Source organism: Cryobacterium sp. CAN_C2 (assembly GCF_015751745.1).
In the GTDB taxonomy this organism is placed as follows: Bacteria; Actinomycetota; Actinomycetes; order Actinomycetales; family Microbacteriaceae; genus Cryobacterium.
The window spans coordinates 72374-98780 of sequence record NZ_JADOUX010000010.1; the positions used below are offsets into that span (position 1 = coordinate 72374).

A 26407-nucleotide genomic window follows, 5' to 3' on the forward strand; every position below is an offset into this window, starting at 1 on the left:
CCTGGTTGGTGTGGGCTCTTTCCAAGAAAGCGAAGCCTGTGGACTATCTGAATGCGATCATTCTGGGCCTGGTTCAGGGATTGACCGAGTTTCTTCCGGTGTCGTCGAGTGCTCACATCGCCATCGTTGGCCAGTTTCTGGGTACCGGTGAAGACCCAGGGGCTCGGTTCACGGCCATCACCCAGATTGGCACCGAAGCGGCCGTGGTTATATTCTTCTGGCGCGACATCGTGCGCATCATCGGCCAGTGGGCGAAATCGCTCAGCGGCCAGGTCTCTCGGAAGGATCCGGATGCCCGCATGGGCTGGCTGATCATTCTGGGTTCGCTGCCCATCATCATTCTCGGCCTGCTGTTCCAGGACCAGATCGAAACCGTGCTGCGCTCGCTCTGGCTCACCGCCACCATGCTCATCGTCTTCGGCATCCTGCTCGGTATTGCCGACCGCGTCGGCGCTAAACGACGCCAACTACAAGACATCACTGTCGGCCACGGCGCGATCTTCGGGTTCGCACAAGCGCTCGCGCTGATCCCCGGAGTGTCACGGTCGGGCGGCACCATCACTGCCGGGTTGTTCCTGGGCTACGAGCGCGCCGCAGCCGCCCGCTATGCCTTCCTGCTGGCGATTCCCGCTGTACTCGGCAGCGGCTTTTACCAAATGTACAAATCCATTGCCGAGCCGTGTGTGGCCGGCGCAACGACCTGTACTCCTGAAATATTCGGACCGCTCGAAACGCTCCTGGCGACGGTCATCGCCTTCGTCGTAGCCCTCGGCGTGATCGCCTTCTTCATGAATTACATTTCCAAGCGCAGTTTTCTGCCATTCGTGATCTATCGCATCGTCCTCGGTATCGTGCTGTTCGTGCTCCTCGGCACAAACGTCATCTCCGCGTAGGCGGCTCGCGAAGCAGGTGCCCCAGCAAAGCTAGGCTTGCTCCATGCGTGCATGGAAACGACCCGATATTGTCTCTGTCCCCGGCGAGTCGAGTGCACCGTGGCTCCATGACACGAAAACCGACAGCCTGGTGCTGGCCCGGCCTCGCGATGCGGCTCGCCTCTACGTGTGCGGCATCACCCCCTACGACGCGACCCACCTCGGCCACGCCAACACGTATCTCGCCTTCGACACCCTGCAACGCGTCTGGATCGACGCCGGTTTTCGCGTGCACTACGCCCAGAATGTGACGGACATCGACGACCCGCTCCTCGAGCGGGCGACCGCCACCGGCGTGGACTGGCGTGACCTGGCCGAATCGCAGGTTGAGCTATTTCGCGCCGACATGGAGGCGCTCGGCATCATTCCGCCGAATGACTTCGTCGCCGTGACCGAGGTTATCGACGAGGTCGCCGCTGCCGTCGCGCTGCTCCGGGATGCGGGATTGGCCTACCCAGTGCCCACGGACGATGCCATTGGCGGCGCCGACGGAACGATCGCCGCTGACCTGTATTTCGATATTCGTGCCGCGGAGGCCAGTACCGACTGGACGCTCGGCGAGGAGAGCAATCTCGACCCCGTCAGTATGCTCCGCCTGTTCGCCGAGCGCGGGGGAGACCCCGACCGCGCGGGCAAGCGTGACCGCCTCGACCCGCTGTTGTGGAGGGCCGCGCGCGCGGGGGAACCGGCGTGGGAATCGGCAGTCGGCGCCGGGCGACCCGGCTGGCATATCGAGTGTTCGGTCATCGCGCTCAAGGAACTCGGCACCGACTTCACCGTGCAGGGGGGTGGGTCAGATCTGATCTTTCCGCACCACGACATGAGTGCCGGGCACGCGCAAGCGCTGTCAGGGCATCCGCTCGCCGGGGTCTACAGCCACACCGGCATGGTCGCCTATCGTGGCGAGAAGATGAGCAAGTCGCTCGGCAACCTGGTTCTGGTCTCGGGACTACGCGCCCACAATGTAGACCCGCGCGCGATTCGACTGGCCCTGCTCGCCCGCCACTACCGCACCGACTGGGAATGGACGACAGCTCTTCTAGACGAAGCCGTCGAGCGACTGTCCGTGTGGGCGGCGGCCTTCGGCACCGCGGTCGTGACTGGAACATCGAGGGCGACGAACCTCGGTACTGCCAATATTGCAGGTACGACCCGCACAGCGGCCTCGATCGTGCAATCTGTGCGGCTGGCACTTCGCCATGACCTCGACACGCCTCAAGCCATGCAACTCATCGATGCCGCTGCCGCGGGGCCACTCGATGACCCGGCACTACTAAATCGTGCCATCAGCGCGCTGCTTGGCGTCGCCTTGTAACGCGCGATGCCGCACGGTTGAGTTGCGTCGTGTCGTGTCGTTCGGCTGCCTGCCTGGTGCCGATGCCCCCCCAGTACAGAGGGTGTCTAGTGCCGAGGCCCGTCCGGCCTGCTGCCTGGGCCATCCGGTCTGCCATCGGGTCGCCCATCTGCGCGTCCCTCTCGCCCGTCGGTTCCGCGCTTGCGCAGGTATTTCTCGAATTCCTGGGCGATCGCCTCGCCGCTCGCCTCCGGCGAATCGACGGTGTCGCGGGCTTGCTCGAGCTGGGCAATGTACGCGGCCATTTCCTCGTCTTCACCGGCCAGAACATCGATACCGGTCTCCCATTCGGCCGCCTCCGTCACGAGCGCGCCCCGGGGGATCACAACGTCGATGACCTCCTCGAGCTTGTCGATCAACGCGAGCATCGCCTTGGGCGACGGTGCATTATGCACATAGTGGGGAACGGATGCCCAGATCGACAGTGTCGAAATTCCCATCGTCTCGGCGGCATCCGACAATACGCTGAGAATCCCCACCGGGCCTTCATAATTGCTGCGTTCGATTTGCAGTTCGGCGCGCACCTGCGCGTTGTCGCTCGACACGAAGATGGAAATGGGACGGGTGTGCGGAACGTCGGCGAGCATCGCGCCCAGGAACACCACGCCGCTCACGTCGGCGGCGAGGGCCGCGTCGAGAATCTCGGCGGCAAAGCTCTTCCAACTCCGCGATGGTTCCGTGCCGATCAGCAGGTAGATGTTGCCCGCATTCGTCCCGCTGACCCGCAACTCGGCATCTTCGGCCAGCGGAACGGTGACAACGCCGGGCGTCGTCGGCCCATACATGATCGCGCCCGGCCAACCGATGGTGCGCACGCCGTCCTCGTTGGTCGATACGGTCGGTCGGTTGAATTGGTAGTCGAAGTACAACTCCGGATCGACCTCAGTGATCATTTCCACGTCGAGCAAATCTTTGAGCGCGCGAACCGCGCCCGTCGCGGCCTCGCCGGCATCGTTCCAGCCTTCGAAAGCGACGACGAGAAGCCGTCCGCCCAGGAACCCATTACCGTCAGTCACCGTGTACGCCCTCAATTCCTGCAGCCTCCCGCGTGGAGGGCCTCAGTCAAGGATAGGCGGTGGCCCTACACTTGAACCCCGTGAATGTTTTTCCTCTGCCGCTCCCCGCGCCCGCCTCCCTGCCCGCCGCCGTTCTGTGGGATATGGACGGCACCATCGTTGACACTGAACCGTACTGGATGCGCGCCGAAACCGAGCTCGTGGCCGAGTTCGGCGGTGTCTGGACTCAGGACGACGGCATGTTGCTGGTCGGATCCGGACTGTGGAATTCCGCGGCGATTCTGCAATCCCGCGGTGTGGAGCTCACCCCGAATGCCATCGTGGCTCGCCTCACCGACCGCGTGCAGGAGCAGCTGGCCGAACACGGGATTCCCTGGCGCCCCGGATCCCGCGAGCTCCTCCAGGCATTGAAAGCCGCCGGCGTACCAACCGCACTGGTGACCATGTCGGTGGAGCGCATGGCCCGCCAGATCATCGACCTCATTGATTTTCCCGCCTTCGATGTTGTCATCGCCGGCGATATGGTCGCCAACAGTAAGCCGCATCCCGATCCGTACCTGGTTGCCGCCGACCGTCTAGGTGTCGATCCGCGGCTGTGCATCGCGATTGAGGATTCCGTTCCGGGCGTCGCTTCCGCTGTCGCCGCCGGGACCATTACCATCGCCGTTCCCCACCAGATCGACCTACCGGAGAGTATGTCCTACACCCGCTGGCCGACGCTCGTCGGGCGCACCCTCCTCGATATTTCGGCGCTGTATCAATTCTCGAACCCAACCGATTCAGCGGATCCCGTTAGTCCTCCCGCCCCCACCGGCTTCGCCCGCAACGAAAGCGCACCACTCGCATGAGCAACAACCAGGTCATTCAAAATAGTGGACGATTTCGCATCGGCGACCGGGTGCAACTCACCGGGCCGAAGGGGCGGATGAACACCATCACCCTGCAGGAAGGCCTGACGTTTCACACCCACCGCGGCATCCTCGCACACGACGACATCATCGGGCAGCCCGACGGCTCGGTCGTCACTAATAACGTCGGCGTCGAGCACCTTGCGCTGCGGCCGCTTCTCGTCGACTTCGTGATGAGCATGCCGCGCGGTGCCGCCATCATCTATCCCAAGGATGCGGCCCAAATTCTGGGACAGGCCGATATCTTCCCCGGCGCAACGGTCGTGGAGGCCGGCGTCGGATCGGGCGCGCTGTCGCTCTGGCTACTGCGCGCAATCGGACCGGCCGGCCGCCTCGCATCCTTCGAACGTCGCGAGGAATTCGCCGACGTCGCCCGGGACAATATCGCCACCTTCCTCGGGAGCGATCCACAGAACTGGACCATCACCCTCGGCGACCTCGCCGAGACGCTACCCGCAACTATGCCGGCGCAGAGCGTCGACCGAGTCGTCCTTGACATGCTGGCACCGTGGGAATGCCTCGGCGCCGTCTCCGATGCTCTCAAGCCGGGGGGCGTGCTGCTCTGCTATGTCGCCACGGTGACGCAACTCTCCCGCGTGGCCGAGGCCATCCGCGGCACCGGGTTTTACACCAACCCGGATTCCAACGAAACGATGATCCGAGGCTGGCATGTGGAGGGACTCGCCGTGCGGCCCGACCACCGCATGATCGGCCACACCGGCTTTCTGATCACCGCCCGCCGTCTGGCCCCCAGCACGATCCTGCCCGAACTGAAGCGACGTCCGTCCAAAACGGACTTCAGCGACGCCGATGTCGAAGCCTGGACCCCGGGAGCGCTCGGGGAACGTAACGTGAGCGCCAAGGTCATGCGCAAGCGCGTGCGTGCCGCCGGTACCAGCGCCGAGCTTTCCAAGGCTCGAGACCTCGACGCCGGTTAGGATGGTTTCCGGCCCGTTTCGGTTGTACTGCGCCGAAACCGCAGCCGTCTGACCCCCGGAGCACCCGCACCACCCCTCACACCCGCGCAGCAGATCCGTGCTGCAGCAAACCCGTACCGAAAGAAGGACTCGTGCGCAAAGCATCCGCGCTGATCGTCACCGCCGGCCTCGTGATGACGGCATTGACCGCGTGCGCCAGCCCCGGCATATCCCAGGCGTCGTGTGATGCGCCGGTCACCACGGGTGCGGCCTCCGAGCTGGTGTCCGCCTCCGGGAACTTCGGCTCGGCGCCAGACGTGACGTTTCCGACCCCGCTGAAGACGACGTCAACGCAGCGCACCGAGATTATCTCCGGTTCGGGCACACAGGCCGTGGCAGGCCAGCAACTCAACGTCGAACTCAACGTTTACAACGGAACGACCGGCAAGGTCATCCAGCAGGCTGCCTACGACGGTAAGAATTTCATTCCGGTTGTGCTGAATGGCGCGGGCGTCAAGGGCCTCACCGATGGTCTGCTCTGCGCGCAGGTCGGCGAACGTGTCGCGATCGTCGTGGCACCCGAAGACGCCTTCGGCGCAGCGGGCAACGATCAGTTTGGCGTCGCACCGACGGATTCCCTCGTCGTCGTCGCCGATGTTGTCACGGCGTTCCTGCCCCGTGCTAACGGTGTGGATCAGACGGTCGCGAACGGCCTCCCGGCCGTGGTCCTCGATGAGAACGGCGTCCCGGGCGTCGTCATTCCAAACGGCGACGCTCCCACCATGCTCGAAGTCGGGGTGTTGAAGAAGGGTGCCGGCGAGAAGGTCACGGAGGGTTCGACCGTCACGGTGAACTATTCCGGCATCCTGTGGAAAGAGAAGACCGTCTTCGACTCCAGCTGGGCCAACGGATCGCCGGTCCCGCTCGTCGCCGCCGTCGGATCCGCAACCCAGCCGGGCGTGATTGCCGGCATGTCCACGGCGCTCATCGGTCAGACAGTCGGATCCCAGATCGTCATGGTCATTCCGCCCAGCCTGGGCTATGGCGGCGCAGCGTCCGCCGCGATTCCGGCCGACTCGACCCTCATTTTCGTGGTCGACATTTTGGGCATCAACTGACACTGGTCGCGCCCTCGGGTCACGGGTGCCCGGCACCGATCACGTCGCACATCTCGGGTGGCCGGCTCGCTCGGGCAGCTCGGGCGATAAGATCACAGCGTGATAGCGATGCCTGCCCAGCCTGACCCGAAGCGTGAACCGGCCGCGGGCGTGGGTGCGTCCAAACCCCGATCGGTCCCCGCTCCTGAGCGCTTATTCAGTCTGGTGCTGGCTCTGGTGGCGACGGAATCCGGCCTGACCAAGGCCGACATTCTCGCCAACGTGCAGGGTTACCGCCAGAGGTACTCGTCCGCCGGCCTGAACGACAGCCTCGAGCGTCAATTTGAACGCGACAAGGACGACATCCGTGAATTGGGTATTCCGCTCGAAACAATTGAGTCCCCAGATGATCCGGGCAGCAACCATTTTCTGCGCTATCGCATTCCGAAGGGTCTCTACGACCTGCCTGCCGACGTGACCTTCACGCCCGACGAGGTCTCCCTGCTGAAACTCGCCGGCACGGTCTGGCGGGAAGGATCGCTGTCCGGAGAATCCCGCCGGGCCCTGATGAAGTTGAACTCCCTCGGTGTCGAATCGAGCGAACCGGTCCTCGGCTACGCACCCCTGCTGCGCACGAAAGACCAGAGCTTCGAACCCCTGAGCAAGGCTCTTGACCGCGCGCAGGTCGTGGCCTTTCTTTACCTCAAACCGGGGGAGACCAACCCGGCCCGTCGAGTGGTTGCACCTCGCGCGCTCGTGCAACACGAAGGCCGCTGGCACCTGTACGCCACGGATGAGGTCGCTCACGCACCGCGCACTTTCCTCCTGGCCCGCATCGCCGGCACGGTAGCGGTGGTACCCAACGCGATTCCCGCTCCGATCAGCGCTGGCGCACCGCACAATGCAACCGACAGCGCACAAGCTCTCGCCGAGCTCGATGACCTGTGGACCAGCAATATCGCCCGCATCGTCGTGGTGCCAGGGTCCGACGCCGCCGTGCGGCTCGGTGCGCGTCAGGCGGCGCAACACCCCGCACCTCGGGTTGGCCCTTCCACGGAACTCGAGCGCACCCTGCACTTCACCGACCTGAACGTCCTCGCTGACGAACTGGCTGGATTCGGCCCGGAAGTTTTTATCCAGAGTCCGCTCGCCCTGCGCGACGCCGTGCAGAAACGACTGGTCGCTGCCCGTGACGCTCATGCCAGCGCCCTCCCGGTCATCCCTCCGGGGCGTACGCCGCTTCGCCGGGCAACCCCGCCACACGCGCAGACGACCAAAGTCGCCACCCAGCCCCGAGTCGCTGGCGACCAGCTCACCCTCTTACTCTCCCTCGTTCCGTACCTCATCGATCAGGGGCGAGTCACCGTCACCGAGGTGGCCGAGCACTTTGGACTGTCAGCGGAGCGGGTGCGCGCCTTGGTCAGCCTCATCGCCCTGTCCGGCATCCCAGGCGAAACACGCCAGTACCTGCACGGCGACTTGTTTGACATCCTCTGGGACGAGTTTGAAACCAACGATCGGATTGTGCTCACCCATCAGGTCGCCATCGACGACTCACCGCGGTTCTCCGCCCGCGAGGCTGCGGCGCTCATCGCCGGCCTGCAGTACCTGTCAGCTCTGCCCAACAACGCCGACACCGATGCCATCTCGTCGTTGATGGCCAAACTGACCAGGGGGGCATCGGCGCCGCCAACCCAACTCGCAGTCGCGCAGCGCGATGCCGGCACGACCCGCGGCATCGTGCAGGCGGCGTTGATCACCGGGATGCAAATCGAGTTTGACTACCTCAATGCGCGCGGCAGTCAGGTGCACCGCCTCGTCGACCCGCTGCGCATTGAATCCGTCGACAGTGACTGGTATCTCCGTGGCTGGTGCCATCTTCGAGAGGCGGTGCGAACCTTCCGTCTGGACCGCATGAGCAACCCGCGCGTCACCGTCGTGCCGCTCAGCACGCACCCGGCAGACCTGCTGCTGCCCGACACCCTATTCCAGGCGTCCTCCGACGACGTCGACGTTCGACTTGAGCTCGCGACTGCGGCGCTGCCGTTGCTGGCCGACTACCGGCCCGAAGGTTCGGAGCCTGTCGGCTCGGGGGTTCGCACCCGCACGACCCTGCGCGTCGCCCATACCCATGCGCTCAAACGCCTCGTCACCGGCCTGGCCGGCATCGTGACCGTGCTCGAACCGGCCGAATCACGCCAGGTTGTGTTCGACTGGGCCGCAGCCGGACTTGCGCAGTATGCCCCGGACGAACAGTCCCAGACGGAAATGGACTAGCCGATGCCGTGGTGGTCGTGGGCACTCATCTGGACTGGGCTTGCATTAATTCTGCTCGCTGTCCTCGGCTGGTTCGCTGTGGCGCTGTACCGCAAGTCGCTCGGCACCCTGAGCGCGGTAGCAGCCCTCAGCGATCGGGTCTCCTCGGTGGATCTCGATCTGCCTCTCGGGTCCGCTCCGTTCACCGCCGCCGTGTTCGCCGATTCGGCCGAGTTGGTCCGTAAAGTCGAGCAGCATCGAGTAGAACGCACCCACAGGCGCCAGCTGCGTCGCGATGCGCGAATCATGCGGGGTAAACTTATTCCAAACGCCCGCTAATCCAGAGGACACACCGTCATGCTGCAAAACCTGACCGGATGGCACTTCCTGATCATCCTCGTCGTCGTACTGCTCCTCTTCGGTGCGCCTAAGCTCCCCGGACTCGCTCGCAGCCTCGGCCAGTCAATGAAAATCTTCAAGAGCGAGATCAAGAGCGACACTGTCGACGCTGATCCCAACGCCCCGGCCCAGCCGACCACGCGCACGGGTCACGACGCATCGACGCCGTCCGGCCCGACGTCGGCCGCCCCCGCCGATCCCGCCTCGAAGCCCTAGCCCCGTGGCGGTCCGCGCTCGACGAAGTGCGACCGAAGCGGGAAAGATGTCGCTGGGTCAGCATCTGATCGAACTGCGCAAGCGCCTCTATCTGGCCGCCGCCGGCCTTCTCATCGGTGCCATTGCAGGTTGGTTCCTCTCCGATTTCGTCTGGGATCAGTTGCGCGAACCGATTTACGCCATCATCAATGCGCAGCATCGCAACGCGCAGATCAACTACCCCGACATCACGAGCGCCTTCGACCTCAAACTGAAGATCTCGCTGTACGTCGGCCTGATTGTTTCGAGCCCGGTGTGGCTGTATCAGGTGTTCGCCTTTCTGGTTCCCGGACTTACCCGCACCGAGAAGAAATACACGTTTGGATTTCTTCTCACGGCCATTCCCTTGTTCCTGGCCGGCTGCGCGGCGGGTTGGATCGTATTGCCACACGTGGTCGAGCTCATGACGAGTTTCGCTCCCACCGAGGATTCGGCGTTCATCAACGCGCAAGGCTACTTTGACTTCGTGCTCAAGCTCGTCGTTGCGATCGGTATTGCATTCGTGCTGCCCGTATTCATCGTGCTGCTCAACTTCGCTGGCGTCATAAGTGCTACATCGATCATCAAGTCCTGGCGGATCGCCATTTTGGTCATCGTGCTCTTCACGGCAATCGCCACCCCGGCGGCCGACGTGGTTTCCATGTTCCTGTTGGCCGTTCCCATGGTCATGTTGTACTTTGCCGCCTACGGCATCGCCTGGCTGCACGACCGCCGAGCGGCCAGAAAAGCGCTCGCCTTCGAAAAAGAACTCGCCCTGAAGTAGTGAGACCCGGATCTAGCAATTTGTGAAGGATCACGTGACGCACACGCAATCACCGGCCGAACGGTATTCGGCCGCGCGCATCCGGGCCAGCCAGCCGAAGCTGCTGGCTTTCGAGAGCAGGCTCAAATTCGACCTCGACCAGTTTCAGCGGGAGGCCTGTGCCTGCCTGGAAGCCGGCAATAGTGTGCTCGTTGCAGCCCCAACCGGAGCCGGCAAGACCATCGTGGCCGAATTTGCCATTTATCTGGCGATGCAGCAGTCCAGAGCGAAAGTGTTCTACACCGCGCCAATGAAGGCGCTCAGCAATCAGAAATTTCAGGAATTCGTCGGTGAGTACGGTGCGGACCAGGTCGGGTTGCTCACCGGAGACAGCAATGTCAACCCGAAAGCACGCATCGTGGTCATGACGACCGAGGTGCTGCGCAACATGCTGTACGCCGATTCGGATCTGCTTACCGACCTGGCCTTCGTGGTGATGGACGAGGTGCACTACCTCGCCGATCGTTTTCGCGGGGCCGTGTGGGAAGAAGTGATCATTCATTTGCCGCAGCCGGTGCGCATGGTGTCGCTCAGTGCCACCGTGTCGAACGCGGAAGAATTCGGAGATTGGTTGCAGGCTGTCCGCGGCGAAACAGACGTGATTGTATCTGAGGAACGGCCGGTCCCGCTCGAGCAGCATGTGCTCGTCAAGAACAATATGCTTGACCTGTTCGATTCCACCGGGTTGATCGGCACTCATCGGGTGAACCCCGAGCTCGTTCGTCTGGCGCACGCCGGCGGGCGCTCGGCCGGCGGCCGCGGCCGCGGTCCCGGCCGCCAGGGCGGCTCCTCCGGGGGCTACCGGGGACACGACAAGCAACGCCCGCAGTTCGACGCCGGCAGAATGGATCGCGGCGACATCGTGCGCATGCTCGACGGCAAACATCTGCTACCGGCCATTTTCTTCATCTTCAGCCGGGTCGGCTGTGACCAGGCCGTGCGGCAGGTGCTCCGCTCCGGGGTGCGTCTGACACAAGAACACGAGCGTGACGAAATTCGCCAAATCGTCGACGACCGATGCCGCACCCTGCTCGACGAAGATCTCGGCGTGCTCGGCTACTTCGAGTGGCTCGACGGTCTCGAACGCGGTGTCGCCGCCCACCACGCCGGTCTGCTGCCGGCGTTCAAGGAGGTCGTCGAGGAGCTGTTTCAAAAGAAATTGGTCAAGGCCGTGTTTGCCACCGAGACGCTTGCCCTCGGCATCAACATGCCGGCCCGCACGGTCGTTCTCGACAAGCTGGAGAAGTTCAACGGGGAGGCTCGCGTGCCGATCACCCCGGGGGAGTACACCCAGCTCACCGGTCGTGCCGGTCGCCGCGGAATCGACACCCTCGGCCACTCCGTGATTCAGTGGGCACAAGGACTGGATCCACAGGCCGTGGCCTCGCTCGCCTCCCGGCGCACCTATCCTCTGAATTCGAGTTTCAAGCCGACCTACAACATGGCCGTCAACCTCATCGACCAGTTCGGGGTCGCGCGCACGCGCGGCGTGTTGGAATCGTCGTTCGCCCAATTCCAGGCCGATCGCGCTGTCGTCGACCTGGCCCGCTCGGTGCGTCAGCACGAGGAGTCCCTAGCAGGCTTCCAGACCAGCATGACCTGCCACCTCGGCAATTTCGAGGAGTATTCGTCCATTCGGCGGCGTCTCACCGAGCTGGAACGTGAGGGCGCCAAAGCCGACAATTCCCTGCGCGGTGAGCGTGACAAACGCCAGCGTGAGGTGGCCAGCCTGCGCAAACAGATGCGCGCCCACGGCTGCCACCACTGTCCCGACCGCGAGGCGCACTCCCGGTGGGCAGAACGCTGGTTCAAACTCAAGCGCCAAACGGATGCCCTCAACCAGCAGATCTCCCAGCGCACCGGAGCCATCGCCCGGGTATTCGACCGGGTCACCGACGTTCTTCTCGGCTACGGCTACCTCGAATCCGATGCGGGCGGCACGATCGCGCTCAGCGAGAGTGGACGCATCCTGCGCCGCATCTACGCCGAGCGGGACCTGCTCGTCGCCGAGTCCCTGCGCCGAGGCCTGTGGAAGGACCTCGATGCTGCGAGCCTGGCCGCGATGGCGTGCGCGCTCGTCTTTGAACCACGCCGCGAAGAGGGGCTCATCGATGCCCGCTACCTGCCCAAGGGACCGTTCCGACCGGCCCTCGATGAAACCGAGGACCTGTGGAGCCGCATCGACGACCTCGAACGCGACCACCAACTGCCCGGCAGTAACCCACTCGCTGTCGGCCTCAGCCTGGCAATGTGGAAGTGGGCTCGCGGCGCGTCACTGAGCGACGTGCTCTACGAGGCGGAGATGGCGGCCGGGGATTTCGTGCGCTGGACCAAACAGACCATTGACCTGCTCGACCAACTCTCCAGTGCCGGCGACGGGCAGGTCGGGCCGACCGCTCGGGCGGCCATGGACGCGATCCGTCGCGGCATCGTCGCGTATTCCTCGGTAGCCTGAACCAGCCATGTGGGGGAGTGAGCGCACGTTCAGTCTGCCGCTGTGGGCATCCGTTCTCGTCGCAGCCGGTGCCGGAGTGGTTCTTGATGCCGGTTTTCCGGATCGAGACTGGTGGTTTCTCGCGCCGGTCGGTATAGCTCTGATGCTTGTCGCCCTGCTCGGTCGCAGCTTCGGCACCGGAGTGCTCGTGGGACTGACCGCCGGACTGTCATTCTGGTTGACCCATATTTTCTGGATCACGCTGTACCTCGGCCTCGTTCCGTGGTTTGCGCTCGGAGGGCTGGAAAGCCTGTTCTTTGCCGTGGGACTCGGTTTCATTGCCGTCGTGTTGCGCTACGGTCCCCGGGTGTGGCCGAGCGTCTGGGCCCGTCTCGGGGTCGTGCCGGTGATCATCGCCGGCCTGTGGACGGCGCGCGAAGCGATCAGCGCTGTCTGGCCTTACGGCGGCTTCGCCTGGGGACGAGTTGCCCTGTCGCAATCGGAGAGTCCGTTCGGACCGCTCGTGGCCTGGGTGGGCATGTCCGGGCTGAGCTTCATGATGGTCTGGCTGAGCGCTCTCGCCGTGCAACTGGCCCGCGAACCCGATCTGGCGCGAACGCTGCGTACGGGCGTTGGCGTCGGCGCCGTCGCCGTGATCCTCGTCGTCCCGGCCTGGCCGACCATCGAGAGCGGCACGGCCCGCCTCGCCGCCGTGCAGGGTAACGCGGATGCCGGACTGTTCGCCGAGTACTCGCCGGGCCAAATTTTGCAGGACCACACCTCGGCCACCCTGCCGTTGATCGGCGAGAAGGTTGATTTTGTGGTCTGGCCGGAAAACGCGAGCGACATCGACCCGACCCGGTCAACGGCCGCTGCGCAGGTGCTCGACTACATCAGCACCGAAATGAATGTCCCGCTCATTACCGGCACCATCACCAAGCCCGAAAACACCTATTACAACAGCTCCCTGCTCTGGGAGGCCGGCCGTGGTGCCGTTGACGTCTACGACAAGGTGCATCCGGTTCCCTTTGCGGAATACATGCCGGATCGGGCCTTCTGGCGACCATTCGCCCCAGAACTGATCGACCTCATCGGCCGGGACTACGGCATCGGCACTCGGGACAACATCTTCGACATCAACGGGGTTCTGGCCGGTATCGCGATTTGCTTCGACATCGCCGACGATCAGCTCGTGCACGAGATGATCGACGACAAAGCGGAGATTATTCTCGCCCAAACCAACAATGCCGATTTCGGGCACACCGACGAGAGCGTGCAACAGCTCGCCATCGCCCGGCTGCGCGCGGTGGAGACAGGACGCACGGTGGTGAATATCTCCACCGTCGGATCGAGCGCCATCATCACTCCGGACGGACAGACCCTCGACAGCCTGCCGACCTTCACGGCGGGGGCCATGGTCCGAACGGTGCCGCTGAGCGATACCATCACACCAGCGATGATGGCCGGCCGGGGCATCGAATGGCTCGTGTCGGGGCTGGGTCTGGCGGGTCTGGCCCTCTGCGCCGGTGCCGCCCGGCGCCCACGATGCCGCTAGTCGTGTCGCCCGCCGGTTAACCAACGACGACCCCGCCACGAGGTGCGGGGTCGTTAGCGGTGCAATCGGCGGTTAAGCGCCGATCTTCTGCTGGCCGCCACGGCGAAGACGCAACACGGAAAGGCGCTCTTCAAGCAACTCTTCGAGTTCGTCCCTGGTGCGACGTTCCAGCAGCATGTCCCAGTGGGTCCGCGGAATCTTCTCGTCGGAGTGGTCAACAATTACCGGCAGGGAGTCCACGAGTCTGGTCGCTGTCCGTGCGCAATACTTGCATTCCCACTCGTCCGGAGCCTCAGCTTCGGCTGAAAAAATCATAACCGTCTCACGCCCGCACGTTTCACACCGGTAGGTGTGAGCGACCCGGGGAGAGAAGGTGACGCCTTCTTCGCTCTGTAGGCTTTGTGCGCCTAATCTCATGCCACGCAAACTACGGTCAGCCATCGTGTGGTCTCCTCTCGATCGCGATCACAGTTCGATCACGATGCCTTCACAGTTGTAAACCATCAAGCTGGGCGTTAACCTTCCCAGACCCGCGTTCTGGGAGGTAACTCTCAGGTTCGGCGAGTACTGGCGATCACAGCAAGATCGGTGCGATCCGTGACAAGGCCGTCAACACCCAGGTCGAGGAGTCGAATCATGTCGACCGGGTCATTAATGGTCCACACGTGCACCTCAACGTCCACTCGGTGCATCATGTCAATGAAACGGGGAGTGACGATTCGAACGGGCCCGGCCCGTTGGGGCACCTGCACTGCGACGCAGCCCTGCAGGGCGCGTCGAACGGCGGCTGTGAGGCCCAGATTCGTCGCGGCTACGGCCCGGGCCACTAACAATGAGGAGGCCGACGAGACCACGCCGGGCAGCAGGCCAACCACGCGTCGACGGCGCGGTTCGTTGAACGAGGTCACGAGCACCCGAGCTGTTGCTCGCTGGTCCCGTATCGCGCGGGCGGTCGGCTCGGCTGCGGCATCCGTTTTGATATCAATATTGAACCGTGCGGAAGGAAACGCCTCGAGGGCCTCGGCCAGGGACGTCAACGACTGCCCGTAGCCCAGGTTGATGCGTTTCAGTTCGGTCAGGGTCAGCTGGTCGATGCGTACGTCCTGTCCCAGCCCCGTGAGGTCGCGGTCGTGGCTGATGACGGCCACACCGTCGCGGGACACGTGCACGTCGGTCTCGAGGTGGGTCGCCCCGCCCGCGAGGGCCTTCACAAAGGCCAGAAGGGTATTTTCCGGCGCCTCTTGGGCGAGACCGCGGTGGGCGAGTATCCGTGGATACGGTGCGGTCAGAAATAGTGACTGTGCGCTCTCGGCCACCCGCTACACCTGCGGCGCTGCGGGTGTAGCGGATGCTGACGGTGCCGCTGGGGCGGACGGCGCCGTCCCCGGGTTCTGGACATTCGCACCAAACGCGCTGCCGATACCCTTCATCGCTTCGGTCAGTTCGCTCGGCACAATCCAGAGTTTATTGGCGCTGCCCTCGGCGAGCTTGGGCAGGGTGAGCAGGTATTGGTAAGCGAGCAGCTTCGGGTCGGGATCACCGTCGTGTATGGCCCGGAACACGGTCGTGATTGCCTCGGCCTCGCCCTGCGCGCGCAGAACCGCCGCTTTGGCATCGCCCTCTGCTTCGAGGATTGCCGCCTGGCGTGCTCCCTCAGCGGTGAGAATGGCGGACTGTTTGGTGCCTTCGGCGGTCAGGATCAAGGCGCGACGATCACGTTCTGCACGCATCTGCTTTTCCATGGAATCCTGGATGGAGTGGGGTGGTTCGATCGCCTTGAGCTCGACTCGGCCCACGCGAATGCCCCATTTGCCGGTGGCTTCGTCGAGCACGATGCGCAACTGGCTGTTGATGTTGTCACGGCTGGTGAGCGCCTCTTCAAGGTTCAATCCGCCGACCACGTTGCGCAGGGTGGTCGTGGTGAGCTGTTCGACCGCGCCGAGGTAGTTGTTGATTTCGTACGTCGCGGCCCGGGCATCCGTCACCTGAAAGTAGACGACGGTATCGATGGAGACAACCAGGTTGTCCTCGGTGATCACCGGTTGCGGGGGGAACGATACGACCTGCTCGCGAATGTCGAGGAGCGGCCGCACCCGGTCGACGAACGGCACCAGCAGGTTCAGACCCGGCAGCAGCGTCTTATGATATTTGCCGAGGCGTTCCACCACCCCGGCGTTGCCCTGCGGAATGATGCGAATGGCGCGCAAGAGAATAACGATGACGAACACCGCCAACACGGCGAGCAGGGCGATCACGAAGATCTGACCGATGAAAGCTGCGGGGTCAAGCATTGTTCTGAGTCCTTTCGGCAGAAATGACGACGGCGGTGGAGCCTTGGATGAGATGCACGGTGACCGGCTGGCCGGGCTCAACACTGACCCGAAAACTGGTGTCGTCGCTGGCGTTGCCGGGGCCGTCTGGCTGAAGACGAGCCGTCCAGGTCTCACCGTTGGCCAGTTTCACCAGCCCACCGGTGTCTGTGACCGTCGAGACGACCCGGCCGGTCATTCCGATCAGGGCGTCAATGTTGCTGAGCGCCGGATCGCCGCCCTTGCGTAATGCCCGCAGTAAGAAGGGGCGGATCGTCAGGAGCAGCAGCACCGAAAGTCCGGCGGCAACCACGATCTGCAACCACCAGTCCAGGCCGAGTAGATTGGCTCCCAAACCCCCGAGACTGCCGATGGAAATCATGAGAAATGTAAATTCCAGGCTCAGCAGTTCGATGGTGATGGCCACGAGAATGAATACGAGCCACAAAATCCAGAGATAGTCGGTTAGGTCGACCATGTGTGACACCTTCCACATTTCGTTTCACGTTGAAACTAGCAGGTGCTGGGGACAATACGCCGGGGGAGTGACCGGGGCTTGTTGATAAGGTCGGAAGCGACGTTGGCACCGCACTGTTTCGCCACCTTTTTCGCAGCATAAATTTCACTGAATTTAGAGGAGCACGCGTGACCAATCCACTTGCAACAGGTTCACTCGAGGGCAAGCGCGTACTCGTCACCGGCTCGTCCCGCGGGATCGGCGCCGACACGGTCAATTATTTCGCCGAAGCCGGCGCGCGCGTCGTGATCAATTACCGTAATAAAGAAGCGCGGGCTAACAAACTTGCCGAGGCCATTCGTGCTGCGGGCGGAGAAGCGATCACCGTCGGTGCCGACCTGACCGATCCTTCACACGTTGCCTTGATGTGCGAGACCATTCGTGCCAAATTCGGCGGCCTCGACATTCTCGTAATGAACGCGTCGGGTGGCATGGAAAGCGGAATGGCAGAGGACTACGCCATGACCCTGAACCGCGATGCCCAGGTAAACCTGCTCAACGAGGCCATCCCCCTACTCGGCGACAACTCCCGGGTCGTTTTCGTGACCAGCCACCAGGCGCACTTCATCAAGACCACACCGACCATGCCGGAGTATGAGCCGGTCGCCCGCAGCAAGCGGGCCGGCGAAGACGCTTTGCGCGCCGTCATACCGCAGCTCGAAGAAGCCGGCATCGGATTCGTGGTCGTCTCCGGCGACATGATCGAGGGCACTATCACCGCAACACTGCTCGAGCGGTCGAATCCGGGCGCCCTGAGTGCCCGCAAAGAGGCGGCCGGTCGCCTCTATAACGTCAGCGAGTTCGCCGCGGAGATCGTCACGGCCGCCATCGAGCCGGTTCCGGTCGGCAACACCCGCTACGTCGGCGATACGGCCGGGTTCACGGGCGAATAAGAAACGAGTAGCCGATGAAGGCCGCCGATCTGCCGCTGCTCGCACTGGTAGCCCAACCGACGATCCATCCCGACGGCTCGCGGGCCGTGTTTTCGAGGACACACGCCGATTTTGCAGCGGATGACTATGTCGGCCAGCTCTGGACCGTCGCGCTCGTCGGCGAACCGGCGCCGCGCCGCATCACACGGGGATTTCGGGATTCGGCGCCCCGGTTCTCCCCGGACGGTACCCTGATCGGGTTTCTTCGGGCGAGTGCCGGTGGTACGCCGCAGCTGCACGTTGTCGACGCGGCCGGCGGCGAGCCGGTGGTGATGACCGACGCGGCCCTGGGTGTGACCGACTTTCGCTGGCATCCGAGCGGCGACACGATCGCTTTTGTGGCCCGGGTTCCCGAGCAGGGACGGTACGGCACGGTGGCTGGCTTGTCAGCGGACTCCGAGCCGGCCCGCCGCATCCTTACCCTGCGATACCGGTCGAACGGGGTCGGCTACACCATCGATCGCCGCACGCACGTGTTCTTGGCAGTGGTTCCCAATGTCTGGGCTGAACCGACCCCGGCTCCCGCGCCCTCCGCGGCCACTGTGACTTCCACGGTGTCCGGCACCGGGCACGGCGCAGATCTCGCCGTGCCCGCCGTTCTGCCGTCCGGGCTTCCGATCGCCCGCCAGCTGACCGACGGGGTCTTCGATCATTCCGGGCTGGCTTTCTCGCCCGATGGATCCCGTCTCCTCACAATCTCGGCCCGCCACGCGGGGCGAGACAACGATCTGCGCAGCGAAATCGTCGAACTCGACCTTGAAATCGACCACACCGATGGCGCCCAAACGATCGCTCAGGCTCGCGTCGTGCTGCGGTCCGCCGCGAACCTGAGCGTATCGGCCCTTGCCTGCGCCGATGACGGCACACTCTGGCTGCTCGCCAGCGACGTGGGCGCCACCGGTCGTGACTTCGTCGGCCGCGCTACCGCGCTCTACCGCGTCGGCGCTCCGTTTGACGGTTCAGGTCCGATCCGCGTGACCGACCCGGACCAGACCGATACTGACCGCCTCGACCTGGATGCCTCCGGGGGCATCACGCCGCTGCCGGACGGCTCCGTGTTTGCCCTTGGCAACAGCCGGGGAAAGGTCGAGTTGATTCGGGTGCGCGGCCAGGGACAGGTCGAGGCAGTCGAGTGCGGCGCGGCTGTCGTCTCCGCCGTGAATGCGCGGGGCGCAACGGTTGTCGTCGCGGTCCAGTCCGCCGGCACGTCCGGTGACCTCGTTCTCGTTCACACGGACCTTGCCAGCACGCACGCGCAGGACACTGCACCGAAGCGCCTGACCGATTTTTGCGCGGCGCTACGCGCCACCGGTCTCGTGACGGGCCTTGAGTACACGGTCACCGCACGAGACGGCTACCCGGTGCACGGCTGGGTGCATATTCCGCACGGACCGGGTCCGCATCCGGTGCTACTGACCATTCATGGCGGCCCGTTCGCGCAGTACACCAGCGCGCTGCTCGATGAGACCCAGGTGTACGTCGACGCTGGCTATGCCGTTGTGATGTGCAACCCACGCGGGTCATCCGGTTATGGCGAAGCGCATGGGCGTGCCATCCGCCAGCGGATGGGCACACTCGACCTGGCCGATGTGGTGGACTTCCTCGACGGCGCGCTCCAGGCTGAGCCCGCTCTCGACGCACACCGGGTCGGCATCATGGGCGGTTCCTACGGTGGCTACCTGACCGCGTGGACGATCGCGCACGAGCACCGATTTGCGGCGGCCATCGTGGAACGCGGCTTTCTCGACCCCGACGCATTCGTCGGCACGAGCGATATTGGGGACTACTTCGGTGACGAATATGTCGGTACGGATGCCGACCTGCTGGGGTCGCAAAGTCCCCAGTTCATGGTCGGTCGGGTGAGAACCCCGACCCTCGTGCTGCACTCGGCGCAGGACCTGCGCTGCCCACTATCGCAGGGGGAGCGCTACTATGCGGCACTCAAACGCGGGGGAGTCCCGACCGAACTGGTGATTTTTCCGGGGGAGAATCACGACCTCAGCCGCACCGGTCGCCCACGGCACCGATTGCAACGGTTCGAGATTATTCTGGACTGGTGGGCCCGCCACCTGCCCGCCGCCTCACATCACAGGAGGTTCGATGAGCATGACCACGAAACCGGCCGTCCCGTCACGTGAGCCACAGGCTGCGGACAGCCACGATCTGATCCGCGTTCAGGGCGCACGAGAAAACAACCTCAAGAACGTCAGCGTTCAGATCCCAAAACGTCGGCTGACCGTGTTCACCGGTGTGTCCGGCTCCGGTAAGAGCTCACTCGTGTTCGGAACCATCGCCGCCGAGTCCCAGCGCATGATCAACGAGACGTACAGCGCATTCGTGCAGGGCTTCATGCCCACCCTGGCGCGGCCAGACGTCGATGTGCTCGACGGGCTGACGACCGCCATCATCGTCGATCAGGAGCGGATGGGCGCCAACGCGCGATCTACCGTGGGCACCGCCACCGACGCCAACGCGCTGCTGCGCATCCTGTTCAGCCGGCTCGGCCAGCCGCGCATCGGCTCGCCTCAGGCCTACTCCTTCAACGTCGCCTCGATCAGCGGCGCGGGCGCGGTCTCGATCGAACGCGGCGGACAGACCGTGAAAGAGCGTCGCAGTTTCAGCATCACCGGCGGAATGTGTGCACGCTGTGAAGGTCGCGGCTCCGTCACCGACATCGATCTGACCGCGCTGTACGACGAGACAAAGTCTCTCAACGACGGCGCGCTCACCATACCCGGGTACAGCATGGACGGGTGGTTTGGCCGCATCTTCAACGGCTGTGGATTCTTCGACCCCAACAAACCGATCGCTGCATTCACCAACGGGGAACTCGGCGACCTGCTCTACGGGGAGCCGACCAAGATCAAGGTCGAGGGCATCAACCTCACTTACGAGGGGCTGATCCCGAAGATCCAGAAATCGATGTTCTCCAAGGACGTCGCCTCGCTTCAGCCGCACATTCGTGCGTTTGTGGAGCGGGCGGTGACGTTCACCGTCTGCCCCGACTGCACCGGTACCCGACTCAGTGCGGGGGCTCGATCGTCGAAGATCAACGAGATCAGCATCGCGGATGCCTGCGCGATGCAGATCAGCGACCTCGCCGACTGGGTGCGTGGGCTGGCAGAACCGTCCGTCGGGCCGCTGCTCGTGGCGTTGCAGCACCTGCTGAACTCGTTTGTGGAGATCGGATTGGGCTACCTGTCCCTCGACCGGGCCTCGGGCACGCTGTCCGGCGGAGAATCGCAGCGCACCAAGATGATACGCCACCTGGGATCCTCCCTCACCGACGTCACCTACGTCCTCGACGAGCCGACAATTGGGCTACACCCCCACGATATCCAGCGCATGAACAGCCTGCTACTGCAGCTGCGTGACAAGGGCAATACGGTGCTCGTCGTCGAGCACAAGCCGGAGATGATCGCGATCGCGGACCACGTCATCGACCTTGGCCCGGGCGCAGGAACCGACGGGGGCGACATCGTTTTCGAGGGGTCCCTGGCCGGGCTGAAAAGCAGCGGAACGCTGACCGGTCGGCACCTGGACGACCGGGCTGTCGTGAAACCGAGGGTGCGCACACCGTCCGGTGTCCTTCAGGTGCGCGGTGCCAGTGAACACAACCTGCGGAACGTCGATGTCGATATTCCGCTCGGCGTGCTGACGGTGCTGACCGGTGTCGCCGGGTCGGGCAAGAGCTCACTGATCCACGGCTCGGTCTCGGGCCGGGACGGGGTGGTGTCGGTTGACCAGGGCGGGATCACGGGCTCCAGGCGCAGCAACCCGGCGACGTATACGGGCATGCTCGAACCCATCCGCAAGGCGTTCGCCAAGGCCAATGGTGTCAAGCCCGCACTGTTCAGCTCCAACTCCGACGGGGCCTGCCCCAATTGCAACGGCGCCGGCGTCATCTACACCGACCTGGGAATGATGGCGGGCGTCGCTATACCGTGCGAGGTTTGCGAGGGTAAGCGGTTCCAGGCATCCGTTCTGGAATATCATCTCGGCGGGCGCGACATCAGCGAGGTGCTGGCGATGTCGGTGACCGAGGCCCGGGAATTCTTTGGTGCGGGGGAGGCACGGACCCCGGCCGCTCACACGATCCTCGGCCGGCTCGCCGACGTTGGACTCGGCTATCTCAGCCTCGGCCAGCCGCTGCCGACGCTCTCCGGCGGCGAACGGCAGCGACTCAAGCTGGCCACACAGATGGCCGAGAAGGGCGACGTCTACGTTCTGGACGAGCCGACCGCCGGCCTCCACCTCGCCGACGTCGAGAATCTGCTCGGCCTGCTCGATCGGCTTGTCGACTCCGGCAAATCGGTCATCGTGATCGAGCACCACCAAGCCGTGATGGCGCACGCCGACTGGATCATCGACCTCGGCCCGGGTGCCGGCCACGACGGCGGCCGGATCGTCTTTGAGGGCACGCCGTGTGACCTCGTGGCTGCACGGTCGACCCTCACCGGCGAGCACCTTGCGGCGTACGTCGGTTCGTCGGGTGATGCTAACCCTGCCGGTGCAAACATCGGCGCCTGACCGGCCGTCGCCGACCCGCGACAAGTTTTTCACCCCCTCTCGGCACCACGGGCTCATGACCGATAATGTACATTATGTCAAGAGATACCTCAGAGTCGACAGTCAGCATTCAGCGTGACCACCTGCACCGCCCACGTTATGGCCGTCGCCGTCTCCAACATTCTCGCCTGCTACTCGCTGAGCCATCGTCAAACTTGGTATCTCAATTCAGAAGCTCCATTCAGACATCCGACCGGATACCGTCGTCGAGCCGGATCGGGCTGCTCTCAACGTGTTTTTTCGGACCAGGCTCAATGACCGCAGCCACTTGCCTGTCGCAGACCGGGGCGACGGACCGGTGGGCACTCGGGTGCTCTTCGCGCTGTTCTGGTGCGTGGGGGCTTTGTGAGCGTGCGGGCCGCAGGAACGAGTCAGGCCTTCGTTCGGTGAATCACCATGCCAAATTCATTGACGGGTTCGAAGGCGTCGCGGTCCCAGGCCCCGGGGTGTGGGACCGGACAGTTGACCACGGTATTTCGGGACGCATGATCGATCGTGTGTTCGCGCATGGCATGACCGCAAATAGGGCAGGCCCGCACATCGGTGGCGCCACGCTCCTCTGAACCGCTTGAGGTACTCCTGTACTGAATCATGCCCAATACGATACGCCGGATTGGACAAAATAGCGCGGAACTGCTAGGACAATTCGCCGGTTGATCCAATCGACCCGGCTACTCCTCGTCGAAGCCGGACTCCAGCAGGTTCGCGAGCGCATTGATTGCCGGTCCGGCCGACGGGTCGGGTGAAGCGAGCTGCACGCTACTCCCCCGAACGAGACCGAGCGACATTATGCTCAGCAGGCTCCTCGCATCGGTTCCATTCACGGTTATTGGAACCGAAAAGCTGCTCGCCAGATTCACAAATTCTGCGGCCGGGCGGGCATGAAGGCCGTCTTTGTTGATGAGTGTTACGGTGCGTGAGATCGCCCCCGCAGCCAAAGTAGCGGTGACCACCTGGGGGGCATCGCCTGCCGGGAAGGCTGTTGAGCTGTTCGTACGGAGCGCCGTCTGCGCGGCGGCCACGACCGCGTTGAGGTCTCCCCCGGTTTCTGCGGCCACCGCGGCCGCCACCCCGCCCTCCACGAGCGGGGCGTCAACGATCCGCACGCGGTGCCGTTCGGACTCTGCGAGAAAGTCATGGGCTGTTTCCGCGGTCAGAATTGCCGAGCCGAGATCACAGAGAATCACCACGCCGCCGCCGGTGTTCGCCTGAACGATTGCGTCGCTGATCTTCTCGAAGCTCGTGCCGATCCCGCCGGAGTCCGTGCCGCCTGCCGCAATGAGATGAACGGTCGGTGCCATTTGTCGCGCGAGGTCAACCAGACCGGTCGAGATCTTCTCACTGTGCGAGACGAAGACGAGCCCGACGCGGTCAGCGGGTGCCGCCGCCATCACTCGGTCGCCAAGGCCGTGTCGGCCGCGGCGCGCAGCAGCAGCGCGGTCGACTGTGCGCCCGGATCACGGTGGCCGACCGCGCGCTCACCGAGATAGCTTGCCCGTCCCTTGCGCGCGACGAGCGGATCCGTGGCCTGCGCGCCCCCCGATGCGGCATCCGCTGCGGCGAGCAACACAGCGCCCACCCCCGAACCGGCCGCGTGCGCAGATGCCCCCGCGTTCACCGCCGGGGTCCAGGCATCGATCATGGTTTTGTCGCCGCTCTCGGCTTTGCCGCGCAGCACGATACCGTCGCGAGCCGCCGTCATCAGGGCCACCAGCGCGGCCGCATCCAACGATTCAACTGACCCGACCGCACCGGAGGCCTTGAGAAAGGCCGTGCCGTACAGCGGCCCGGCGGCGCCTCCCACAGTGGAGATCAGTGTCGTGGCGAGGAGCTTGAGCACGGCACCGGGCGTTGTCTCGACGGCCAGGCCCTCAAGCTTGGGCAGGATCGCTTGGAAGCCTCGATCCATGTTCTCGCCATGATCACCATCTCCGATGTCTCGGTCGAGCGTATTGAGCGCGGTGCGGTTGGCCGCCAGCACCTCAGCGCTCTGCCGAATCCACCGCACGATCCAAGCGGTGTCCAACGTGATCAGTGCGTCGGTTGGGGCAGCGTCGGGTTGCTCGTTCAGGGTCATCTCGTCTCCTTCTACCGTCCCCACCGTAGCGCCGCCGTCTGAACCGGGGCGTCCCACAGGCTCGTGAGTTCATCATCGAGCTTCAGAACTGAAATGGACGTTCCTGCCATTTCGAGGCTCGTCGTGTAATTTCCGACCAGGCTGCGGGTGACCGTGATGCCTTGCTGTTTCAGCACTTCGGCAGCCCGGCGGAACACGATATAGAGCTCAACCTGCGGTGTGCCACCCATACCGTTGACGAACAAGAGCACCTTGTCGCCGCTGACGAACGGCAGGTCTTCGAGAATGGGAGCGAGCAGCCGGTCGACGATGGCATCGGCGGGTTCAAGTTTGATTCGCTCCCGCCCGGGCTCGCCGTGGATTCCGATGCCAATCTCGATCTCATCATCGGCGAGCACGAAGCTCGGCTCCCCGGCGTGCGGCACAACGCACGGGGTCAGCGCGACGCCCATGGTGCGCACGCGGGAGTTCACCTTCTCGGCCACGGCGACGACGGCATCGAGGTCGTCGCCGCGCTCGGCTGCGGCCCCGGTGATCTTTTCGACGAGGACCGTTCCCGCCACACCGCGGCGCCCGGCCGTGTAGAGCGAGTCCTTCACGGCCACATCGTCGTTGATGATGACCGCGCGCACTTCGATTCCCTCAGCGGATGCCAGGTCGGCCGCCGTCTCAAAGTTCAGCACGTCCCCAGTGTAGTTTTTCACGATGTGAAGTACGCCGGCGCCACCATCTACGGCCTGGGTCGCCGCCAGGATCGGGTCGGGCGTTGGTGACGTGAAAACGGGTCCCGGCACCGCCGCGTCCAGCATGCCGTACCCGACGAAACCACCGTGGAGCGGTTCATGGCCGCTTCCGCCACCGCTGACGATTCCTACCTTGCCGTGAATGGGAGCATCGCTTCGTACGATAAAGATCGGATCGTGCGAGACCCGAACAATGTCAGCGTGCGCCTCCGCAAATCCGGCGACGGCCTCATTGACCACGTTCTTGGGATCGTTGATGAGCTTCTTCATGACCATCCATTCACTCGGTGATTCCACGGTTCGAAACTGGGTGCCACGGCGGGGTCGGGCCGGCACTGCCCCACGAGAGCTCTTTGCCCACGGTAAATATACGCGCTGTGCCCGCGCTCGGTAAAGGTCGCTACTGAACTGCGTCCGCCTATTCCCCTCGATGACACCGCACGCTATGTTGTTGCCAACCGCCAACCGCTCACCGCAGAGGGGTAGCTTCGGCATCACCGGCCTGATCAGAAAGGTTCTCGTGGAAAATATCGGAGCTGTATTCGTCTCGGAGGTCGTGGGCACAGCCATGCTGATCCTCCTCGGAACCGGCGTCGTCGCCAACGTCGCTTTGGCCAAGAATAAGGGCCTCGGGGGTGGGTTCCTCATGGTGACCATCGGCTGGGGCTTCGCGGTGTTCTCTGGCGTCGTTGTCGCCTACCGGTCGGGAGCGCATCTCAATCCGGCCGTCACCCTCGGCCTCGTCGCCAACGGTGCCACGGAGTTCGGAATGGGCGTCCCGGTCAACGCGGTCTCCGTGCTCGCCTATATCGGCGCCCAGTTGATTGGAGCCATCCTCGGCGCAATCGCCTGCTGGCTCGCTTACAAGCAACACTTCGACGCCGAACCTGACCCGGCCAACAAACTCGGTGTCTTCTCCACCGGGCCGGCCATCCGCTCCTACGGCTGGAACCTCGTCACTGAAATCATCGGCACCTTCGTGCTGGTCTTCGTCGTCATCGCGTTCGGTGGTAACCGGCAGGGCGAATCCGGAGGCCTAGCTTCTCTTGGAGCCCTCCCCGTGGCCCTCCTCGTCATCGTCATCGGCACGTCGCTCGGTGGACCGACCGGGTACGCCATCAACCCGGCCCGTGACCTCGGTCCGCGTATCGCCCACTTCATCCTGCCGATCAAGGGCAAGGGCGGCTCCGACTGGGCCTACTCCTGGGTCCCCGTCGTCGGCCCCATCATCGGCGGCCTACTCGCCGGCTGGGCCGCGCTGATCCTGCTGCCGCTGCTCACCACCTGACCCGAACGAACGGGCCGGTTCCCCAACGGACCGGTCCGTTCGTGCGA

General features: G+C 64.0%; 23 protein-coding genes. 15 read left to right on the forward strand and 8 right to left on the reverse strand.

The features are described 5' to 3' along the window. Positions 1-38: 38 nt before the first annotated feature. On the forward strand, positions 39-893 hold the full coding sequence (locus tag IWX77_RS09840; RefSeq protein WP_196844334.1) for an undecaprenyl-diphosphate phosphatase: 855 nt from the start codon (positions 39-41) through the stop codon (positions 891-893). Positions 894-936: 43 nt separating this feature from the next. Continuing rightward, positions 937-2247, forward strand: a complete 1311-nt coding sequence (gene mshC, locus IWX77_RS09845) for a cysteine--1-D-myo-inosityl 2-amino-2-deoxy-alpha-D-glucopyranoside ligase (RefSeq protein ID WP_196844335.1) — start codon at positions 937-939, stop codon at positions 2245-2247. A gap of 86 nt (positions 2248-2333) precedes the next feature. On the opposite strand, the gene IWX77_RS09850 is transcribed toward mshC, so the two are convergent. After that, entirely contained in the window at positions 2334-3302 is a 969-nt protein-coding gene (locus tag IWX77_RS09850; protein WP_196844336.1) for a proteasome assembly chaperone family protein, read from the reverse strand. Between the two features lie 80 nt (positions 3303-3382). Here IWX77_RS09850 and IWX77_RS09855 point away from each other — a divergent pair, with 80 nt between their 5' ends. The 9 genes from IWX77_RS09855 (at position 3383) to lnt (ending at position 13925) form a co-directional block, all read left to right on the forward strand. After that, positions 3383-4150 carry an HAD family hydrolase gene (locus IWX77_RS09855; RefSeq protein WP_297413173.1) on the forward strand — a complete coding sequence of 256 codons (768 nt, stop codon included), beginning with the start codon at positions 3383-3385 and terminating at the stop codon, positions 4148-4150. Further along, positions 4147-5148 (forward strand): tRNA (adenine-N1)-methyltransferase, encoded by a 1002-nt coding sequence (locus tag IWX77_RS09860; protein ID WP_297413174.1) that lies wholly within the window; start codon positions 4147-4149, stop codon positions 5146-5148. Before IWX77_RS09855 ends, IWX77_RS09860 begins: the two co-directional genes overlap by 4 nt. A gap of 131 nt (positions 5149-5279) precedes the next feature. Next, the gene (locus tag IWX77_RS09865) at positions 5280-6245 is read left to right on the forward strand and encodes an FKBP-type peptidyl-prolyl cis-trans isomerase (protein ID WP_196844337.1); all 966 of its coding nucleotides are present in this window, start codon (positions 5280-5282) and stop codon (positions 6243-6245) included. A gap of 216 nt (positions 6246-6461) precedes the next feature. Next, complete coding sequence (locus IWX77_RS17145; protein WP_297413175.1) at positions 6462-8501, forward strand: helix-turn-helix transcriptional regulator; 2040 nt, start codon at positions 6462-6464, stop codon at positions 8499-8501. A 3-nt stretch (positions 8502-8504) separates the two neighbouring features. Continuing rightward, positions 8505-8819, forward strand: coding sequence for a hypothetical protein (locus IWX77_RS09880; RefSeq protein ID WP_196844338.1), 315 nt, complete (start codon positions 8505-8507; stop codon positions 8817-8819). Between the two features lie 18 nt (positions 8820-8837). Then, entirely contained in the window at positions 8838-9095 is a 258-nt protein-coding gene (gene tatA / locus IWX77_RS09885; RefSeq protein ID WP_196844339.1) for a Sec-independent protein translocase subunit TatA, read from the forward strand. A gap of 46 nt (positions 9096-9141) precedes the next feature. Further along, positions 9142-9897, forward strand: coding sequence for a twin-arginine translocase subunit TatC (gene tatC / locus IWX77_RS09890; protein WP_196844340.1), 756 nt, complete (start codon positions 9142-9144; stop codon positions 9895-9897). Positions 9898-9931: 34 nt separating this feature from the next. Further along, on the forward strand, positions 9932-12391 hold the full coding sequence (locus tag IWX77_RS09895; RefSeq protein WP_196844341.1) for a DEAD/DEAH box helicase: 2460 nt from the start codon (positions 9932-9934) through the stop codon (positions 12389-12391). Positions 12392-12398: 7 nt separating this feature from the next. Next, on the forward strand, positions 12399-13925 hold the full coding sequence (gene lnt, locus IWX77_RS09900) for an apolipoprotein N-acyltransferase (RefSeq protein ID WP_196844342.1): 1527 nt from the start codon (positions 12399-12401) through the stop codon (positions 13923-13925). A 72-nt stretch (positions 13926-13997) separates the two neighbouring features. Here the strand turns inward: lnt and IWX77_RS09905 are convergent, their stop codons facing one another. From IWX77_RS09905 to IWX77_RS09920, 4 genes are all read right to left on the reverse strand, one after another. After that, positions 13998-14366 carry an RNA polymerase-binding protein RbpA gene (locus IWX77_RS09905; protein WP_196844343.1) on the reverse strand — a complete coding sequence of 123 codons (369 nt, stop codon included), beginning with the start codon at positions 14364-14366 and terminating at the stop codon, positions 13998-14000. A gap of 110 nt (positions 14367-14476) precedes the next feature. Beyond that, positions 14477-15241 (reverse strand): glycerophosphodiester phosphodiesterase family protein, encoded by a 765-nt coding sequence (locus IWX77_RS09910; protein ID WP_297413179.1) that lies wholly within the window; start codon positions 15239-15241, stop codon positions 14477-14479. 3 nt (positions 15242-15244) lie between these two features. After that, positions 15245-16216 (reverse strand): SPFH domain-containing protein, encoded by a 972-nt coding sequence (locus IWX77_RS09915; RefSeq protein WP_196844344.1) that lies wholly within the window; start codon positions 16214-16216, stop codon positions 15245-15247. Beyond that, positions 16209-16712, reverse strand: coding sequence for an NfeD family protein (locus tag IWX77_RS09920; RefSeq protein ID WP_196844345.1), 504 nt, complete (start codon positions 16710-16712; stop codon positions 16209-16211). The genes IWX77_RS09915 and IWX77_RS09920 overlap by 8 nt, the downstream gene beginning before the upstream one ends. Positions 16713-16879: 167 nt before the next feature. Between IWX77_RS09920 and IWX77_RS09925 the strand changes: the two genes are divergently transcribed. The 3 genes from IWX77_RS09925 to IWX77_RS09935 are packed head-to-tail and all read left to right on the forward strand — an operon-like array spanning position 16880 to position 22213. After that, complete coding sequence (locus tag IWX77_RS09925; RefSeq protein WP_196844346.1) at positions 16880-17644, forward strand: SDR family oxidoreductase; 765 nt, start codon at positions 16880-16882, stop codon at positions 17642-17644. Between the two features lie 14 nt (positions 17645-17658). Then, the gene (locus IWX77_RS09930) at positions 17659-19821 is read left to right on the forward strand and encodes a S9 family peptidase (RefSeq protein WP_196844347.1); all 2163 of its coding nucleotides are present in this window, start codon (positions 17659-17661) and stop codon (positions 19819-19821) included. Further along, positions 19784-22213: an ATP-binding cassette domain-containing protein gene (locus tag IWX77_RS09935; protein ID WP_196844348.1), complete on the forward strand. Its 2430-nt coding sequence runs from the start codon at positions 19784-19786 to the stop codon at positions 22211-22213. Before IWX77_RS09930 ends, IWX77_RS09935 begins: the two co-directional genes overlap by 38 nt. A 710-nt stretch (positions 22214-22923) precedes the next feature. On the opposite strand, the gene dhaM is transcribed toward IWX77_RS09935, so the two are convergent. Genes dhaM through dhaK form a run of 3 tightly spaced genes read right to left on the reverse strand, consistent with a single transcriptional unit; the run spans position 22924 to position 25342 of the window. Beyond that, positions 22924-23643, reverse strand: coding sequence for a dihydroxyacetone kinase phosphoryl donor subunit DhaM (gene dhaM / locus IWX77_RS09940; protein WP_196844349.1), 720 nt, complete (start codon positions 23641-23643; stop codon positions 22924-22926). Beyond that, positions 23643-24284, reverse strand: coding sequence for a dihydroxyacetone kinase subunit DhaL (gene dhaL, locus IWX77_RS09945; RefSeq protein WP_196844382.1), 642 nt, complete (start codon positions 24282-24284; stop codon positions 23643-23645). The genes dhaM and dhaL overlap by 1 nt, the downstream gene beginning before the upstream one ends. Positions 24285-24340: 56 nt before the next feature. After that, a complete protein-coding gene (gene dhaK, locus IWX77_RS09950; RefSeq protein WP_196844350.1) occupies positions 24341-25342 on the reverse strand; it encodes a dihydroxyacetone kinase subunit DhaK in 1002 nt (333 codons plus the stop codon). A 175-nt stretch (positions 25343-25517) separates the two neighbouring features. Between dhaK and IWX77_RS09955 the strand changes: the two genes are divergently transcribed. After that, complete coding sequence (locus IWX77_RS09955) at positions 25518-26360, forward strand: MIP/aquaporin family protein (RefSeq protein WP_196844351.1); 843 nt, start codon at positions 25518-25520, stop codon at positions 26358-26360. The last annotated feature ends 47 nt before the right edge of the window (positions 26361-26407 follow it).